The 16,308-nt window shown below is 67.4% G+C and carries 11 protein-coding genes; 1 reads left to right on the plus strand and 10 read right to left on the minus strand.

Annotated features, from left to right (window positions below; translation table 11 throughout):
* Positions 1-15: 15 nt before the first annotated feature.
* The 5 genes from Q0Q02_RS09050 to Q0Q02_RS09070 all read right to left on the minus strand — a co-directional run bounded on the left by Q0Q02_RS09050 (position 16) and on the right by Q0Q02_RS09070 (position 7,294).
* The gene (locus Q0Q02_RS09050; RefSeq protein ID WP_293808649.1) at positions 16-2,805 is read right to left on the minus strand and encodes a nitrate reductase; all 2,790 of its coding nucleotides are present in this window, start codon (positions 2,803-2,805) and stop codon (positions 16-18) included.
* Positions 2,805-4,019, minus strand: a complete 1,215-nt coding sequence (locus tag Q0Q02_RS09055) for an FAD-dependent oxidoreductase (protein WP_293808650.1) — start codon at positions 4,017-4,019, stop codon at positions 2,805-2,807. The genes Q0Q02_RS09050 and Q0Q02_RS09055 overlap by 1 nt, the downstream gene beginning before the upstream one ends.
* Positions 4,020-4,023: 4 nt before the next feature.
* On the minus strand, positions 4,024-5,352 hold the full coding sequence (locus tag Q0Q02_RS09060; RefSeq protein WP_293808651.1) for a CmpA/NrtA family ABC transporter substrate-binding protein: 1,329 nt from the start codon (positions 5,350-5,352) through the stop codon (positions 4,024-4,026).
* Positions 5,353-5,639: 287 nt separating this feature from the next.
* Positions 5,640-6,713 carry a CmpA/NrtA family ABC transporter substrate-binding protein gene (locus Q0Q02_RS09065; protein ID WP_293808652.1) on the minus strand — a complete coding sequence of 358 codons (1,074 nt, stop codon included), beginning with the start codon at positions 6,711-6,713 and terminating at the stop codon, positions 5,640-5,642.
* Positions 6,710-7,294 (minus strand): ANTAR domain-containing protein, encoded by a 585-nt coding sequence (locus Q0Q02_RS09070; protein ID WP_293808653.1) that lies wholly within the window; start codon positions 7,292-7,294, stop codon positions 6,710-6,712. Before Q0Q02_RS09070 ends, Q0Q02_RS09065 begins: the two co-directional genes overlap by 4 nt.
* A gap of 575 nt (positions 7,295-7,869) precedes the next feature.
* On the opposite strand from Q0Q02_RS09070, the gene Q0Q02_RS09075 reads away from it, so the two are divergent.
* Positions 7,870-10,236 (plus strand): GNAT family N-acetyltransferase, encoded by a 2,367-nt coding sequence (locus Q0Q02_RS09075; protein WP_293808654.1) that lies wholly within the window; start codon positions 7,870-7,872, stop codon positions 10,234-10,236.
* A gap of 48 nt (positions 10,237-10,284) precedes the next feature.
* Here the strand turns inward: Q0Q02_RS09075 and Q0Q02_RS09080 are convergent, their stop codons facing one another.
* The 5 genes from Q0Q02_RS09080 to Q0Q02_RS09100 all read right to left on the minus strand — a co-directional run bounded on the left by Q0Q02_RS09080 (position 10,285) and on the right by Q0Q02_RS09100 (position 16,258).
* The gene (locus Q0Q02_RS09080; RefSeq protein ID WP_293808655.1) at positions 10,285-11,928 is read right to left on the minus strand and encodes an MFS transporter; all 1,644 of its coding nucleotides are present in this window, start codon (positions 11,926-11,928) and stop codon (positions 10,285-10,287) included.
* A 182-nt stretch (positions 11,929-12,110) separates the two neighbouring features.
* A complete protein-coding gene (locus tag Q0Q02_RS09085) occupies positions 12,111-12,863 on the minus strand; it encodes an SDR family oxidoreductase (RefSeq protein ID WP_293808656.1) in 753 nt (250 codons plus the stop codon).
* Entirely contained in the window at positions 12,863-14,152 is a 1,290-nt protein-coding gene (locus Q0Q02_RS09090; RefSeq protein ID WP_293808657.1) for an extracellular solute-binding protein, read from the minus strand. Before Q0Q02_RS09090 ends, Q0Q02_RS09085 begins: the two co-directional genes overlap by 1 nt.
* A gap of 47 nt (positions 14,153-14,199) precedes the next feature.
* Positions 14,200-15,495, minus strand: a complete 1,296-nt coding sequence (locus tag Q0Q02_RS09095; protein WP_293808658.1) for an extracellular solute-binding protein — start codon at positions 15,493-15,495, stop codon at positions 14,200-14,202.
* Entirely contained in the window at positions 15,467-16,258 is a 792-nt protein-coding gene (locus Q0Q02_RS09100) for a FadR/GntR family transcriptional regulator (RefSeq protein WP_293808659.1), read from the minus strand. The genes Q0Q02_RS09095 and Q0Q02_RS09100 overlap by 29 nt, the downstream gene beginning before the upstream one ends.
* Positions 16,259-16,308: the final 50 nt, after the last annotated feature.

Raw genomic sequence — 16,308 nt, forward strand, 5'->3', positions numbered from 1 at the left:
TCATCGTCGCGTTCGTCATGCCGCCTCGCTGGAGCCCTTCCGCGCTTCTCCGAAACGCAGAAGGGCTCCATCCTTTTCTTCGGTCGCATTTTCTTCACGCGAACCGGCATCCACTTCGCTCGAAAATGCTTTCGCGCGCGCCTGCGCGCCGATGCGGCGGATTTCGGGGAGGCAGGAGCCGCAATTGGTCCCCGCCTTGAGTCGCAGGCCGATCTCCTCGGCCGTCGCGGCACCAGCTTCGAAGGCGGCGCAGATGGCATTGAGGCCGACGCCGAAGCAGGCGCAGACGGTCGGGCCGGGTTCGACCCCGCCAGGTTTTTGCCCCGAGAGCAGGGCGAGCCTGTTCTCCACGGTGGCCGTTTGATCGGCGAAGACGGCCTTGACCGTGTCCCAGAGCGGCGCGCGACCGGCCGGCGCGAAGAAGAGAGCGGCCTGGAGCCGGCCATCCCGGAGCACGGCACAGCGATAGCTGCCGCCATCGCGGTCGATCAGCTCGGTCAGCCCATCCGCGCCGAAACGGTCCCGCATCAGGGCGGCCATGGCCTCGACAGGCGCATCCGTGCTGAAAAGCCGGCCCTCGCCTCCCTGCACGGCAAGCCGCGCCCACCAGCTCCCCGCCGGCAGTGCAAAGGACTCGCGAGAGAGAACGAAGCCCTCGAAGCGATAGGCGACCGGCGCGATCGAAACCGGCGTCGCCTTCATCTCGGGCTGACCGGAGAGGGGATCGCAGAGCGGCTGCGTCAGGGCGCCGATCCTGGCGTCGGACGCCATCTCGTCCGACCAGTGGATCGGCGCAAAGAGCACACCCTCGCCGACACCCGCATCGGCCACGACCTTGAGCACCGCGCCGCCATGGGCGCTGGCAAGACGGGCGAAGCCGCCCTCGACCAGTCCGAAGCGCGTGATATCGCCCCGATGCACATACACCGCAGGCTCGGCGATATGCGCGCTGAGACGCGGGCTGAGGCCTGTTCGCGTCATCGTATGCCAGTGGTCGCGGACGCGGCCGGTGTTGAGCAGCAGCGGAAAAGCCTCGCTCGTTGCCGTGGCCAGCTTCGGCGCGGCGAGCGGGCGCATCTGCGCGCGGTGCTCGGGGCCGAAGAAGTTGCCGTCACCGAAGAGCCGTGCGGTGCCTTGGAGGTGGCGCGCTGGGGCGGGCCATTGCACCGGCCTGAGCCCGTCATAGGCCGCCTTGTCGAGGCCGGCATGGGCGCCGATGTCGAAATCGCGCGTGCCGTCGTTCTCGAAAGCGGAGAGCGCCGCATGCTCGGCATAGATTGCGTGTTGGCCAGCATACGTGAACGCCGCGCCGAAGCCGAGGCGCTTGGCGACCTCGCAGACGATCCACCAGTCCGGCTTCACCTCGCCGGGCAGCGGCAGGAAGGCGCGCTGACGCGAGATTCTGCGCTCGGAATTGGTGACGGTGCCGTCCTTCTCGCCCCAAGCGGCTGCCGGCAGGATGTAATGCGGTCCAGCCGCGAGCGTGTCGTTCGAAAGCACGTTTTCGGAAACAATGAAGAGATCGAGGCCGGCGAGCGCAGCGCGGACCTTGTCCGCATCCGGGAGGGAGACGGCGGGGTTCGTCGCCATCACCCACAGGGCGCGGATACGGCGCTCCGCGACCGCTTCCAGCATCTGGACGGCCTTCAGACCTTCGCGGCGGGCCATGTTCGGCGCCTGCCAAAAGCGGCGGACGCGATCGATCTCTTCCGCGCCGTAGCCCATATGGGCGGCGAGCGTGTTGGCGAGGCCGCCGACCTCGCGTCCGCCCATGGCGTTGGGCTGGCCGGTCAGCGAGAACGGGCCGCAGCCGGGACGCCCGATCCTGCCGGTTGCGAGATGGCAATTCAGGATCGCGGCGACCTTGTCGGTGCCTTGTGCCGACTGGTTGACGCCCTGGCTCCAGGCCGTGACGACATGAGGCGTGCTGGCCCAGAGTTCGTAAAAGGCTGTGATCTGCGTCTCCGCCAGGCCGGTCAGGGCGGAAACGGCAGCAATGTCGGGGCCGATCTCGCGCGCATTGGCGAGCGCCTCGTCGAAGCCGAAGACATGGCGCGTGATATAGGTGCGGTCGACGAGGCCGCGGCCGGCGAGATGGACGAGGAGGCCGGCGAAGAGTGCGGCGTCGGAGCCGGGCTTCAACGCCAGCACCATGTCGGCGTCTTCCGCCGTCGCGGTGATGCGCGGATCGAGCACGACGAGGCGCGCGCCGCGCTCCCGCCGATTATCCTGCATGCGCCGGAACAGGATCGGATGGCACCACGCCGTATTCGAGCCGACGAGCACGATCAGATCGGCGCTGTCGAAATCCTCATAGGCACCGGGCACAGTGTCCGAGCCGAAGACACGGCGCTGCGCCGCGACCGTCGAGGACATGCACAGCCGCGAATTGGTGTCGACATGGGGCGTTCCGACGAAGCCCTTGGCCAGCTTGTTGGCGACGTAGTAGTCCTCGGTCAGGAGCTGGCCTGAGAGATAGAAGGCGATCGCCTCGGGGCCGTGCTCGGCGGCGATGGTCCGCACCCCGACGGCGATGGCGTCGAGCGCCTCGTCCCAACTGACCCTGTCATAGCTGCCGGCGGCGTTGCGCTTCAGCGGGTGCAGCACCCGGCTGCCAAGCTCTAGCGTCTCGCCGAGCGCAGAGCCCTTGGAGCAGAGCCGCCCGCGATTGGCCGGGTGATCCGCATCGCCCGCGATGGCCGCGCCGCCCAGACCGTCCGGCGTGGCCAGAACGCCGCAGCCGACGCCGCAATAGGGGCAGGTGGTGCGTGTTGCGGCTGGAGCAAGGGGAGCATCGTGGCGCATCAGGCGGCCTCGCTCACGCAATAGCTCTCGCCGAAGGGCAGGTCGGCGCGGATCGCGCTGATGTCCTGGCCCGAACGGATCAGCCCGAGATAGAACAGCGCGCCCTGCGTATCGCCGACCAGCACGCAGCCGGCGAGCCGGCCATCGCGCAGCACGAATTTGCGGTAGATGCCCGCGGCGGGGTCACGCAGCAGGACGGTCTCGGCACCCTCGCCCGCCTCGAACTCCCCGGCCGAGAAGACGCCGACGCCGGAGACCTTGAGATTGGTCGAGAGCAATGAGCCCTGATAGGCGCTTTCGCGACCGGCCAGCCTTGCGGCCAGCACCCGCGCCTGCTCATAGGCCGGCTCAACCAGCCCATAGGCGAGGCCGCGATGCTCGGCACATTCGCCGATGGCGAAGATCGCGGGATCGTCGGTGGCGAGGCCGTCATCGACCAGGATGCCGCGCCCGACAGCGAGGCCGGCTGCCCGCGCGAGCTCGACATTCGGACGCACGCCGATGGCGATCACCACGAGAGCGGCGGGGATTTCGGTCCCGTCCGTCAGTTCGACAGCCTCGACATGCCCTTCGCCCCGGAAGCCCTTGGTTTCGGCGCAGAGGCGCACATCGATGCCGCGCGCGGCCATCGCCGCCGCGAGCAGGCCGGCGCCCTCATGGTCGAGCTGGCGCTCCATCAGCCGGTCGACGAGATGCAGCAGCGTCACATCGGCACCGGCCCGCGCGAGCCCATAGGCAGCCTCGAGCCCGAGCAGCCCGCCGCCGATCACGACGATGCGGGCGCCGCGCCGGGCATAGGTCCGCATCGCGTCGACATCGGCGGTATCGCGGAAGGTGGCGACGCCAGCGAGATCCCCGCCCGGAAAGGGCGGGCGCAATGGCGTCGAGCCGGTTGCGAGCACGAGCTTGCCATAGGGAAGTGTCGGGCCGTCGCGGAGAGACACTGTCTGCGTTGCGCGGTCGATGGCCTCGACGGAACGGCCGTAGAAGGTCGAGATGCCGCGCTCGCGCCACCAGGCGGCCGGCTTGAGTTCGATCTCCCGCTCACCGATCTCGCCCGCCAGCAAGGGCGAGAGCAGGACCCGGTTATAGGCGAGCCGCGGCTCGTCTCCGATCACCGCCAGGGAATAGCGCCCGAGCGCGCGCTGGCTGAGTTCGTCAGCCAGCCGGGTCGCCGCCATGCCGTTGCCGACGATGATCAGGGGCTCGGCCATGGCGTCAGGCCACCCGCTTGATCTTCAGCGCCTTGAGGTAGTCCATCGGCGCCGTCGGATCGAACTTCGTGCCGTCGAAGAAGGTCTCGACGCCGCGGGAATCGGCGGTCGGCGCGCCAGCGACGCCCAGCGTCTTGGCTGCCTCGCGCCAGAGATCGGCGCGGTTGGTCTTGTCGACCAACGCCTTGATGTCGAGCGTCGGCTCGAACTTGCCCCAGCGGATGTTCTCGGTGACGAACCAGGTGTCCAGGCTCTTCCAGGGATAGGAGGTCGCTCCGCCCTCCCCCCAGAACTTCATGTAGAGATTGGTGCCCTTCGCCTCGCGGCCATTGCCGTAATTGATGTCGCCGAGCAGGCGCTTGTTGATGTCTCCGACCGGGACGTTGAACCACTGGCGCTTGCCGACGATCTCGGCGAGTTCCTGGCGGTTCTCCATCTTGTCCGCCCATTGCTGGGCTTCCATCACGGCCATCAGGATGGCCTGCGTCGCCCTGGGGTTCGCATCGACGAAATCGGCACGCATGCCCAAGATCTTCTCGGGGTGGCGGAACCAGAGCTCGCCCGTGGTCAGCGCGGTGTAGCCGATGTTCTGGTTGACGAGCTGCTCGTTCCAGGGCTCGCCGACGCAGAAGCAGTCCATGGTTCCGACCTTCATGTTCGCCACCATCTGCGGCGGCGGCACGACGATGACCTTGATGTCGGTGTCGGGGTCGATGCCGCCGGCGGCGAGCCAGTAGCGGATCCAGAGATCGTGGGTGCCGCCCGGAAAGGTCATGGCGGCAGTCAGTTCCTTACCGGCCGCCTTCTTGCGCTCGAAGGCCTGCTTCAACGGCGAGGCGTCCCTCTGGACGTTCAGATCCTTGTATTCGTTCGAGACCGAGATCGCCTGCCCGTCCTCGTTGAGGTTGAGCAGCGTGTACATCGGCAACGGCTGGCCGTTCTGCATCACCTTGCCGGTCGAATAGAGATGCGTCTTCGGCCGCAGGATGTGGCCGCCATCGATGCCGTTGTTCTTGAAGCCGAGCGCCATGTTGTCGCGCGTCGCCCCCCAGGAGGCCTGCTTGGCGATGTCCATGTCGGGCAGGCCGTATTTGGCGTAGAGGCCCTTTTCCTTGGCGATGATCAGCGGCGCGGCGTCGGTGAGCGCGATGTAGCCGAGGCGCGTGCCCTTGACCTCGGGACCGGCTCCTTGCGCGAAGGCGCCGGAGGGCAAGGTGGCCTTCGCCGCCGCGAGCAGCGCGGCCGCGCCGGAGAGTTGCAGGAAACGGCGGCGGCTGGCGTTGCCTTGCATGGATGCGGCCGCCGTGATCCCGGTCTTGGAGCTATGCGTCATCGATCGCCTCTCGGATTGCTGGAAAGCCGTTCGTTTGAGCCAACCCCGAACGCGAAAAACGCCGCGCGAAAGTCGCCGTGGCAGGCGCATTCGACAGCGACGTTGCTGTATCGTCCGGATCGGGGATGGCGCGGGCAGCGTTGGCCGCGTCACGAGTTATCCTACAAGGATCGTGCCAACCGCTCCGCCGGCGGCCCAGCCTTGAATTGCAACAAATTGCGCCCGCCCCACTGCGTCGCTGTCCGGAAGCATTGCCTTGTTGCAGCGCACAAAATCGACGCAGACGCCTATTTCTTGAGCGCATCCTGATTGGCGACAAAAATGCCGTCAAAGTAGGCAGGCAGGAAAACGCCACGCGCGATATCGTGCATCTGCGATGTCGCGACGATCTGGCCGGCGCGCGCCATGCCGGCGAGTACCCAGTCGGCATCGTCAGGCTCGGGGCGCAAGGCCTCCCGGTCGAACCGGATGAACCGGTCGATCGGCCGGGGTGGCCGGTCGGCGCCCTGGATCAGCTCGCCAAGCAGGATGCGCTCGATGAGCGGGGCCGGCAGCGCGAGCCGGTCCGGTGCGGAAAGATGCTGCGCCATGCGCGCGAAATTCTCGGGGCGGCAGGCCCAGGCACTGGCGTTCAGGATCGCGGCGCCGAGCTTCGCGACGGCGGCCGGGCGCTTCTGCACATCGTCGGCGCGCCAGGCCAGGACCTTGTCATGACAGTTGCGGCGCAGGTCGACGCTGGCATGCACCATCGCACCGACGCCTGCCGCCACGGCGGCCGAATTCCACGGCGCGCCGGCGCAGAAGCCGTCGATCCGCCCGCTCGCAAGCGCCTCGACGGTCTGGGGCGGCGGGACGACCTCGAAGCGGATGTCCTCGCCGAGCTTAAGCCCGGCTTTCTCCAGCCATTCGCCGAGCAGATAGATATGCATCGAGAAGCCGAAGACCGCGGCGAAGGTCAGCGGCGGCAGTCCCGCCGCCTTGCGGCGCGCAACCAGGGCGGCGAGCGCGTGGGCGGAGATGGCGGTGTCAGCCGGATCGCCCTCGGCCAGCCGCGACAATTCCTCGAAACGCCGCAGCGAGAGGGTGATCGCGGCGCCGTCCCGGTTGAGCGCCAGCGGCGCCGCCATCGGAGCTTTCACGCCGCCGATGCCCAGCGTCGCGGCGATGGCCGCGGGGCCGAGCATATGGGCGGCGTCGAACAGGCGGACATTCAGCTTGTCGCGCAGATTCGACCAGGAGATCTCGCGGATCAGTTCCAGGTTGAGGCCTTCCGCTTCGGCGAAGCCTTCGTCTTTCGCCAGCACGACCAGCGCGCAATCGACCAGCGGCATGAAGCCGACCCGCAGGTGCAGCGTCGTCATTTCAGCATCTCCGCTGCGGTGATGAGGGAGCGGGCGATGTCGATCAGCTTGCGCTTCTCGTTCATCGCGGTGCGACGCATCAGCGCGTAGGCCTCGTCTTCTGAAAGGCCCTTGAGCCGCATGACGATGGCCTTGGCGCGATCGATCGTCTTGCGGTCCTCGAGCTGCGAGCGGGCCTCGTCGAGCTCCTCGCGCAGCTTGCGGAAGGCGTTGAAGCGGCTGATGCAGGTCTGCAGGATCGGCTGCATTCGCTCCTTCTTCAGCCCGTCGACGATATAGGCGGAAACGCCGGCCTCGACCGCGGCCTCGATCGAGGCGGAATCCGACTGGTCGACGAACATGGTGATCGGCCGGCGGATATGCCGGCTGACGAGGAACATGTCGGCGAGCGCGTCGCGGCTGGGGTCCTCGAGGTCGATCACCACGACATCGGGATCATGGGTTTCGATCGCGGCGACGAGGCCGGTCGTCGCCGTCATGCGGATGAGCTGATCGTAGCCCGCTTCCCGCAGGCCTTCTTCGATGATCGCCGCCCTGACCTGGTTGGCGTCAACGATGAGGATCCGCAGATGTGACGCCATGCCTTCCAGTCGTTCCCTCGGATGATCAGGGCAGAGCCCTTTCAGGAAACGTGCCAGCGCGGTTCTCTGGACGGCGAGGATTGGGTAAAATCGATCAGGCGGCTGATCAGGGCTCCCTGCATCGCTGATAAAACGGCCGCATATCGCATTCAGGTTCCGGCGAGCCGCGCGAGCGAGTACGCATCGTGTTGGTCAGCCTTGCTCATGCTGATGGCCGGGATCGCGGCCTTCGCATGCCGGATCTCGATGCAGATCGCGGATGCCTGTAAGGGACGACTGGCCTGACTGACGGGAATCGCGTCTGCTGGTAGCCTCGAAGACGGAAACCGCGATCGATGACGCTCGCCCTGATCAGACGTGCGCTTGAGCCAAGAACGATCACGGTGATCGCCGGCTCTCCTGAAACAGATGTGCTGGCGGAGCAGATCCGCTCGGCCCCCTATCGCGGCGCTCTCACGGTGCTTCCGGGCGGGGGGACGATGCCAGCCTTGCGATCCTGCGATCTTCTGATCGCATCGGCAGCGGTTGCCGAACAGGCCTTGGCGGCAGGTGCAAGCGACTGCGCCGGGCTTCTCGTGCCTGACGGGTCCGCCTCCGATGCCGAGGGGCTGCGGAGCGCGGCCCGGGCCGCCGGCATCCGATTGATCGGGCCATCGTCGCTCGGGCTTGCGGCGCCACGCCTCGGCCTGAACGCGACCGCCGTCCCCGTGCATCTGGCTGCGGGCTCGCTCGCCCTCGTCGCGCAATCCAATTCCGTGGCGGCCGGCATCCTGGCCTGGGCCGCCGGGCGTGGGATCGGCTTTTCGGGCGCCGTCATCCTCGGCGAGGGTGCCGATGTCGATATCGCGGACGGCCTCGATCATTTCGGCGCCGATCCCTCGACGCGCACCATCCTGTTGGCGATCGACGAGGTCACCGACGCTGCGCGTTTTCTCTCATCGGCGCGCGCGGCCGCGAGGCTGAAGCCGGTGCTGGTGCTGCGGCCGCCGCGCCTCGAGCCGGCCTGGCCGGCCCTGACGCATTCGGCCCTGATCGTGACCAGCGACGCCGCGCATGATGCCGCTTTCCATCGGGCGGGCCTGTTGCAGGTGAGCGATCTCGACGAGCTGTTTGCCGCCGCCGAGACGCTGGCGCGCGCCCGCGCAGCCGATGCCGGCCGGCTGGCGATCGTCAGCAACGGCGAGGGGCTGGCGGCGCTGGCCGCAGCCCGACTGGGACAGGTCGGCGGCGTGGACCGGCAGCGCCAGAAGCCCGCGATCGTCCGGACAGCGCAGGATTACCGCGAAGCTGTGACCCGCCTGCTGGCCGACAAGGAGGTCGACGCCGTCCTGGCGCTCAACGCCCCGCTCGCACCGGACGACCCAGCGGATTGCGCGCGCGCGTTGGCCGAGACACGCTCCGCGTCCCAAGCCGGCAAGCCGGTGCTGGCGGTCTGGGTCGGCGGCAGCGAGGAGACGGCGGGGATTTTCGCGGCGGCCGGCATTCCCTCCTTCGCAACGGAGCGGGATGCCATCCTCGGCTTCCAGCACCTGACACGCCATGCGCGGCTGCTCAAGGAGCTGATGGCGACCCCGCCCGCGCTCGACGAAGGTGACCAGCCGGATATCGTTGCCGCCACCGCGCTGGTCGACCGGGCGATCGCGCAAGGCCGCAGCTGGCTCGAACCGGACGAGGTCTCCGAGCTCCTCGCCCTGTTCCGGATTCCGACGCTCGGCCTCATCATCGCCGCGGATGCCACGGCCGCCGCCGAAGCCGCCAGGGCGCAGTTTACGGCTGGCCGCACGGTCGCCCTCAAGATCGTCTCCCCCGATATCGCGCATAAATCGGATGTCGGCGGCGTCGAGCTCGACCTCGCGAACGAGCAGGCTGTGCGGGAAGCAGCCGGCCGTATGGCGGAACGCTTGCGCCAATTGCGCCCGGAAGCGCGCCTGTCGGGTTTCCTGGTGCAGCCGATGGCGCATCGCAGCAAGGCGCGCGAGCTGATCGCCGGCTTTTCCGTCGATCCCCGCTTCGGCCCGGTCGTCGTTTTCGGGCGCGGCGGTACGGCGGCCGAGCTCATCGCCGATACGCATGTCGCCTTGCCTCCGCTCGATCTCGCCTCGGCCGAGAGCCTGATCGCCAGGACGCGGGTGTCTCGCATTCTGGCTGCCTATCGCGACGTTCCTGCCGCCGACCGGCATGCGATCGCCACTGTCCTCGTGGCGCTCGGCACCATCGCCTCGGCGCTTCCGCAGATCCGAGCGATGGATCTCAATCCGATCCTGGCCGATGCGAACGGCGTCGTCGCGGTCGATGCCCGCATCGTGCTGGAACCCGACTCCGCACGCCGCCGCCGCCCGGCCATCCGCCCCTATCCCGGCAGCTGGACCGTGCAGCTTGCGCTCGGCCAGCGACACTTCTTCGTCCGCCCGATGAAACCGGAGGACGAACTCCTGATCGGCGCGATGCTTGGGCGGGTTACGGCGGAAGACCTGCGCTTGCGCTTCTTCGCGCCGCTGAAATCATTCAGCCACGCCTTCCTCGCCCGCCTGACCCAACTCGACTACGCACGGGAAATGGCCTTCATCGCCATCGAGGAAGGCAGCGGAGAAGCCGCAGGCGCCGTTCGCCTCCATGCCGATCCCGGCTATGTCGAGGCCGAATATGCCATCCTGCTGCGCTCCGACCTGAAGGGCATCGGACTCGGTCGGGCGCTCATGGAATTGATCATAGACTGGGCCAAGGCCGAGCAGTTGCAACGCGTCCATAGCCAGGTCCTGGCGGAGAATGCGCCGATGCTCGCGCTCTGCCGTGACCTGGGGTTCGAGATCGCGCTGGATCCCGACGACATTTCCGTCAGGCGCGTCGCGCTGGACCTGAGGAAAGCCGGGAGCAATGGCAAGGATGGGGCATCCGGGGCTCGCCGCGCCCCTCGACGCCGCTGGCCGCCCCGAAGCGACTGAAGCGGAACCTCTCCACTCCGGGACCGAGCCCCCCGGAAAGCCCGGCGCTCACGCCGAGCTATGGGGCGTGTCGGAGCGGAAAACCTCGGCCTTTCGCGGCGCAGCGGTGGGCCGCTCGATCGAGAGGATCACGGCCGGCGCCTCTCCTCCCATGTGCAGGTCGGCGAGGCTGGCATTCAACGCCCGGTCGGCGGCGGTCTGGCGGTAGTTGAAACGCAGATAGTCGTTCCAGGTGGGCGTGCGGAACGTCTCGGTCCACACCGCCGTATCGTGCAGGTTGCGCGTCAGGATCCATCGGCGCGCACCGTTGCGCCCCTGGGCGCGCCGGCGCTGCAGCATCAGGGCGAGGAAGGGCTCGACCTGATCGGCGGCGATCCGATACTCGATCTTGACCGCGATCGGCCCGCTCCGCGGCTTGAGGTCGAGGCTGATCGCAGGCGCCTCGAAGTGATCGGGCGTCGATACGTCGGATTCCTTGCGCTGGTGGATGGGCAGGAGCGCGCCGAGCAGGGCGACGCCGAGCGAAGCCGCGGTCGAGGCCTGCAAGGCGAAGCTGAGGGAATAGCTCTCAGTGACCATGCCCCAGAGCCAGCTCCCGACGGCGAGCCCGGCCGAGGTGAGCGAGTAGTAGAGCGAAATCGTCCGGCCGACGACCCAGCGCGGGCTCGCCCATTGCACGCTGATGCTCAGGCCCGACCATCCCAGGACCCATCCGGCACCGCCGAGCATGAGCGCAAGCGCGGCGACGGCCGCGGTTTGCGTCAGCGAAAGGCTGATCGTGCAGGTTGCGCAGGCGACGCAGGCGAGCTTGAGCAATTGCTCGTCCGACAATCTGCGCCGGAGCGCCGTCGAGGTCAGCCCGGCCAGCAGCGCCCCTGCGCCGAAGCCGGCCATCAGGACGCCATAGGCAACCGCCCCCTGTTTCAGCTGATCGCGAACCACCAGCGGAAGAAGCGCGAGGATGGCGATGCCCGCGAGACCGAACAGGAAGCCGCGCGCGAGCGCCGTCTTGATCTCGGAAGACAGCGACGTGAAGCGAATGCCGTCGGAGATCGCCGTCAGCATCGCTTCGGGCGGCAGCCGCGATACCGGCCCTTTCCATTTGGACCGCCAGACCACGATCAGCGGCGCAAAATGGCCGAGCGTGTACAGGCAAAAGGCCGTCAGGGGGCCGAATGTCGCGAGAATGATGCCGCCGAGCGCCGGCCCCACGCTGCGCACGGTGTTGAACCCGACCGATGTCAGCGTCACCGCGGCCGCAAGGTCCTTCCGGTCGACGATATCGCCCACCGATGCCTGCCAGGCCGGATCGTTGAAGGCGATGCAGCATCCCGCGAGAAAGCTGAAGAACAGAATGATCCAGGGATTGATCAGCCCGACCGCGACGAGGATCGTCAGCGTGGCAGCGGTCAGGGCCATCAGGGAGCGCGCGACCAGCATCACTCGGCGGCGGTTGAAATTGTCGACGATGGCCCCGGCGAAGATCGACAGGATGAAGGCCGGCAGGTTCGTCGCGGCCTGGACCAGCGCGACCATCACGCTGGACGGCGTGATCGTCGCCATCAGCCAGCTCATGGCGATGGTCTGGATCAGCCACCCCAAGCCGGAGATCAGCCCGGCGAGCCAGATCGCCCGGAACGTGACATTCTTGAGCGGCGCAAAGGGCCCCGTGCCGGCCGCTGGTTTTCGCACATCCATAACCGGCTAATTTCCGGCTTCCGTTCAGGGGCGCCGGCCTTGATTCGAGCGTGTTTGCCGACTCTTACGTCACGCTTGCGGCTTGGGAAGCTGCGATAGCGGCCCCTCGACCATGCGCAGGGAGGCGGAGACTCGGAACATCCGCACGGCAGTTTCACGGAAGGTCGAAACGGCTGTCACAGCCGCAATCCGCCATCCACCGCGATCTCGGCGCCGTTGATATAGCTGCCCTCGGCCGAGCAGAGCAGCAGGGTGACGCCCGCGCAATCCTCGGGCCTGCCGATCCGGCCCAGCGGAATCCGGGCGAGAACCTGTTCCTCCCGCCCTGGCTGGGCGAGGACGGCGCGGTTGCGGTCGGTCAGGATCGCGCCGGGCTTGACGATGTTGAAGGTCACGTCCGGCGCCTGCGTGGTACGGGCGAGATTCAGGATCATGTTGGTCTGCGCGGCCTTCGTCGCGGCGTAGTAGAAATGGGTCGGATTGGGCCGCGCTTCCTGCACGCTGCCGATCGCGATCACCCGGCCGAAGCCCCGCGCCAGCATCCCCGGCAGGAAGGCCTGCAATAGTCTGATCGTGGCATGGAGATTGATCTCAGTCTGAGCAGCCATCGCGGCTTCCGAGACGGCATCCCAGGTCTCCAACATCTCGACGGAGGCGCAGAGCACAAGGATGTCGGGCTCGGTTCCCTTCGCTTTGAGTTCCGCCGCCATCGTAGCAGCGGCCGTGGGCTCGGCGAGATCGGCGATCAGGGCGGTGGCCGCGAGACCTCGGGTGCGCAGATCGGACGCCGCCGCCCCGGCCGCACCCGCATCCCGGTCATGGATGATCGCATGTGCGCCGGCCTCGGCGAGGCGCGCTGCGATCGCAAGGCCGATGCCGCGCGCCGCGCCGGTGACCAGCGCAACGCGCCCTGAAAGCGAACCCGCCATCAGCCGAGCAGCGGCTTCACGCGGGCCGTCGCATCGTCCATGGCCTGCTGCGCCGGCTTGCGGCCGAGCACGGCGGCCTGCGTTTCCTCGATGAAGATGTCATGGGCGCGGGCCTGCTCGTCGAAGGCTGGCAGATGGATGCGCGAGGCTTTGAGCGCGGCGGCCTCGTCGGCGGCATAGGGCATCGCCGCCTTCAGCTTCTCGTCGGCATAGGTCGAGATGCGCACGGGGCCGTTGCCGTTCAGCGCCATGGCCGTCGTGCCGGCCTTGGAGGACAGCGTGCGAATGAACTCCCAACTCAATTGCTTCTGCTTGGCGCTTTTCGGGATCATCAGCGCCCAGAACTCGGTCGTCGGCGCGAAGACGACCTTGCCTGCGAGATCGGCCGCCATCGGCGGCAGCAGCGACTTGAAGCGCCCGCCATATTTGCCCTTCGACGGGTCGTTATAGGTCACGAGCCGGGCGAAGGGATTGATCGTCATCGCCGCCCTGCCCTGCTGCATCCAGGTGGTGATCTCCTCGTTGTTCACCGTCGCGAAATTCCGCGGCAGCACGCCGGCCTTGTAGAAGTCGGCGAGCAGGGTGAGCGTCTTCACCATCGGCGGCTCGGCCGCGACGATCTTGCCGTCGGTCGTCATGTAGTCGCCGCCGAGGCAGCGGGCGAGCGTCAGGAAGTTCGAGGCGAAGACGGCGGTGAAGGCGAGGCCATAGACCTGCGTGCCGTCCTCGCGCTTGAAGGTGAGCTTGCGGACAAGCTCGGCCAGCTCCTCGAAGCTCGTCGGCAGCTTGGTGACGCCGCGCTCTTCCAGCAGGGCCTCGTTGTAGATCAGGGCATTGGTCGCGTGGCGGACGGGGATGCCGTGCAAGGCATCCCCGAGCTTGAGCGGGGCGAGCAGGCCCGGCGCGAAATCGTCGAAGGCCTCGATCGGCGCCTGCTTCATCAAGGCGTCCAGCGGCTCGAAAAGCTGGAGATTGCGCGGCACGGCGCGGCCGTTGACGAGATAGGCGACGTCGATGGAGGTCTCCGACAGCGAAGCCTCGCGCAATAGCCGCTCATGCACGGCGTTGACGTCGCCGAAGGTCACCCAGTTCACATTGGCGTCGTTCGCCTTGCGGAAAGCTTCGGTCGCGTCGCCGCCGGGGCCGGTCGTTGCTGCATTCTGATGGACGCGATGGCCGAGCACGGTCAGCGTCTTGGCTTGGGCGAAGGCGCCGCGCGGGAGAAATGCCGAGCCGGCCGCGGCGCCGGCAAGCGCGCCGAACCGGCGGCGCGAGATGCGGGATGTCATCGATAGTCCTCCGGTAATCGTTCTTGTTGTGCTGTTTCCGCGAACGGTCAGGCCGGCAGCAACGGCTGCACGCGCTTGACCAGCGAGGCCATCGCCTCTTCCGGTGTCTTCATGCCGAGCACGGCGGCCTCAGCCTCTTCCTTGAACAGGTCGCCGGCGCGCGCGGCCTCGTCGAAGGCCGGCATCGGCACGCGCGCGACCTTCAGCACCTTCAATTCCTCGGCCGCGTAGGGGACGGTTCCAGCGAAGCTCCGGTCGGCATAGGTCGAGGCGCGGACCGGTCCATTGCCGTTGAGGGCGGCCTTCAGCGTGGCCTCCTTCGAGGCCATCGCCTTGATGAAGCTCCAAGCCAGGTCCTTGCGCTTGGCGTTCTTCGGAATGACCATGCCCCAGAACTCAACCTTGGCCGGAGCGGCGGCGTATTTGCCTTCGAGTGACTTCGAAGCCGGAACGGCGATCGTCTTGATCTTGCCCGGAAATTTCGACTTCTGCGGATCGTTGTAAATGCGGTTGCGGCCCATGCTCTGCAGGCTCATTGCGGCACGGCCCTGCTGCATCCAGACGTTCACATCCTCGGGCGAGAGCGTCGCGAAATTGCGCGGGAAGGCATTGGCCTGGAAGAGCTCGCGCAAGGTGCGGATCGCGTTCAGCATCGGCGGCTGGTCGGCGACGCATTTGAAATTGGGCGTGATGAACTCGCCGTCCCAGGCGCGGGCAAGGTCGATCACATTGGGATAGGTGACGCCCGGCGTGCAGAGGCCCACGACCTGCGTACCGTCGGCGCGGCGATAGCTGCAGGCCCTGGCGATCTCGACCATTTCCTCGATCGTCGCAGGCGGCTTGGAGAAACCCTTCTCGGCCAGGATCTCCTCATTATAGTGCAGGCCAGAGGAGGCGTGGCGGAACGGGATCGCGAGCTGCTTGCCGCCGACCTTCATGCCTTCCATCAGGCCGGGGAAGATGTCGGCGATCTCTTCGACCGGGTCCTTCTTAAGGTAGTCGTCGAGAGGCTCGAACAGTGTCGCGGCGCGGGGCACCACCTGCGTATTGACGACGAAGCCGATATCGACCGAGGTCTCGCCGAGGCTCGCCTCGCGGAACAGGCGCTCTTGCAACGGACCGGTGTCGAAGGTCGTCCACTGGACGGTAACGCCGTTCTTCTGCGCCCAATCCCTGGTGATGTCGCCGCCCTGCGCGCCGGTCGCGACCGTCTGCATGACGCGATGGGTGAAGACGTTGAACGGCCCGCTCTGCGCCCGCGCCGCGTGGCCCAGCCCGGCGAAGCTCAATCCCAGGATGCCGGCCCCGAACTGTCTACGGTCGAGCGTCGTCCTCTGGCTCATGGTGATCCTCCCTGTGGTTCGCGAGTTCCGCGATGGCGGCTTCAGCCGCTTCGAAATGCTTGTTCATGGCGGCGGAAGCCGCGATCGGATCACCCGCCTTGATCGCCTCGACGACGCGGACATGCCGGTCGAAGGTGCGCTGCCAGTCCTCCGGGCCCCGCGCCTCGCGCGAGTTGAATATCTCCATCACCTCGCGGATCACCGGGCGCAGGCCGCGGATCTGGAAATCGAGCAGGCGGTTGCCGGATGAGGCGGCGACGGCCTCGTGGAAGTCGAGATCGGCCTCGATCCAGCGCGGCACGTTCCCGAGAGAATCCTCCATGCGGGCGAGGATGAGGTCGAGCTTCTCGATATCCTCGGCCGAGCGCCGCTCGGCGCTATGGGCGGCGATCGGCGGCTCGAGGATGCGGCGCAGTTCCACCGCCTCGGTCAGGCCGTTGGCGCGTCCGCGCACGGCGAAACGATAGAAGCGGTCGAGCGGGGCGGCATCGAGCGCCTGCACCCGCGTCGGCTTGCCCTGCTGGATATGGACGACGCCCATTGCCGCGAGCTGGCGGATGGCCTCGCGGGCGATCGGCTTGCTGACGCCGAAGGAGGCGGCGATCCGCGATTCAGACGGCAGGGAATCGCCCGGCTTCAGGCGCCCCTCATGGATCGCCTGCGTGATGCGCTGGATCACGGCATCGCCGAGCCGCATCGGCACGACATCGCCGCCGGCGAACGGGTCACCTGCATCCAGCACGGAACGGGCTATATCGCTCATCAAGATCCTCCGGCCGCGATCATTGACAGATGCCATCTTCCTTGGCAACT

Origin of the sequence: uncultured Allobosea sp. (genome assembly GCF_945956895.1) — a bacterium.
Lineage (GTDB): Bacteria > Pseudomonadota > Alphaproteobacteria > Rhizobiales > Beijerinckiaceae > Allobosea.

Bases quoted from the DNA above. Each gene is read 5' to 3' on its own strand.
- Q0Q02_RS09050 (WP_293808649.1), bottom strand. From the start codon at position 2,805: ATGCGCCACGATGCTCCCCTTGCTCCAGCCGCAACACGCACCACCTGC.
- Q0Q02_RS09055 (WP_293808650.1), bottom strand. From the start codon at position 4,019: ATGGCCGAGCCCCTGATCATCGTCGGCAACGGCATGGCGGCGACCCGG.
- Q0Q02_RS09060 (WP_293808651.1), bottom strand. From the start codon at position 5,352: ATGACGCATAGCTCCAAGACCGGGATCACGGCGGCCGCATCCATGCAA.
- Q0Q02_RS09065 (WP_293808652.1), bottom strand. From the start codon at position 6,713: ATGACGACGCTGCACCTGCGGGTCGGCTTCATGCCGCTGGTCGATTGC.
- Q0Q02_RS09070 (WP_293808653.1), bottom strand. From the start codon at position 7,294: ATGGCGTCACATCTGCGGATCCTCATCGTTGACGCCAACCAGGTCAGG.
- Q0Q02_RS09085 (WP_293808656.1), bottom strand. From the start codon at position 12,863: ATGGCGGGTTCGCTTTCAGGGCGCGTTGCGCTGGTCACCGGCGCGGCG.
- Q0Q02_RS09090 (WP_293808657.1), bottom strand. From the start codon at position 14,152: ATGACATCCCGCATCTCGCGCCGCCGGTTCGGCGCGCTTGCCGGCGCC.
- Q0Q02_RS09095 (WP_293808658.1), bottom strand. From the start codon at position 15,495: ATGAGCCAGAGGACGACGCTCGACCGTAGACAGTTCGGGGCCGGCATC.
- Q0Q02_RS09100 (WP_293808659.1), bottom strand. From the start codon at position 16,258: ATGAGCGATATAGCCCGTTCCGTGCTGGATGCAGGTGACCCGTTCGCC.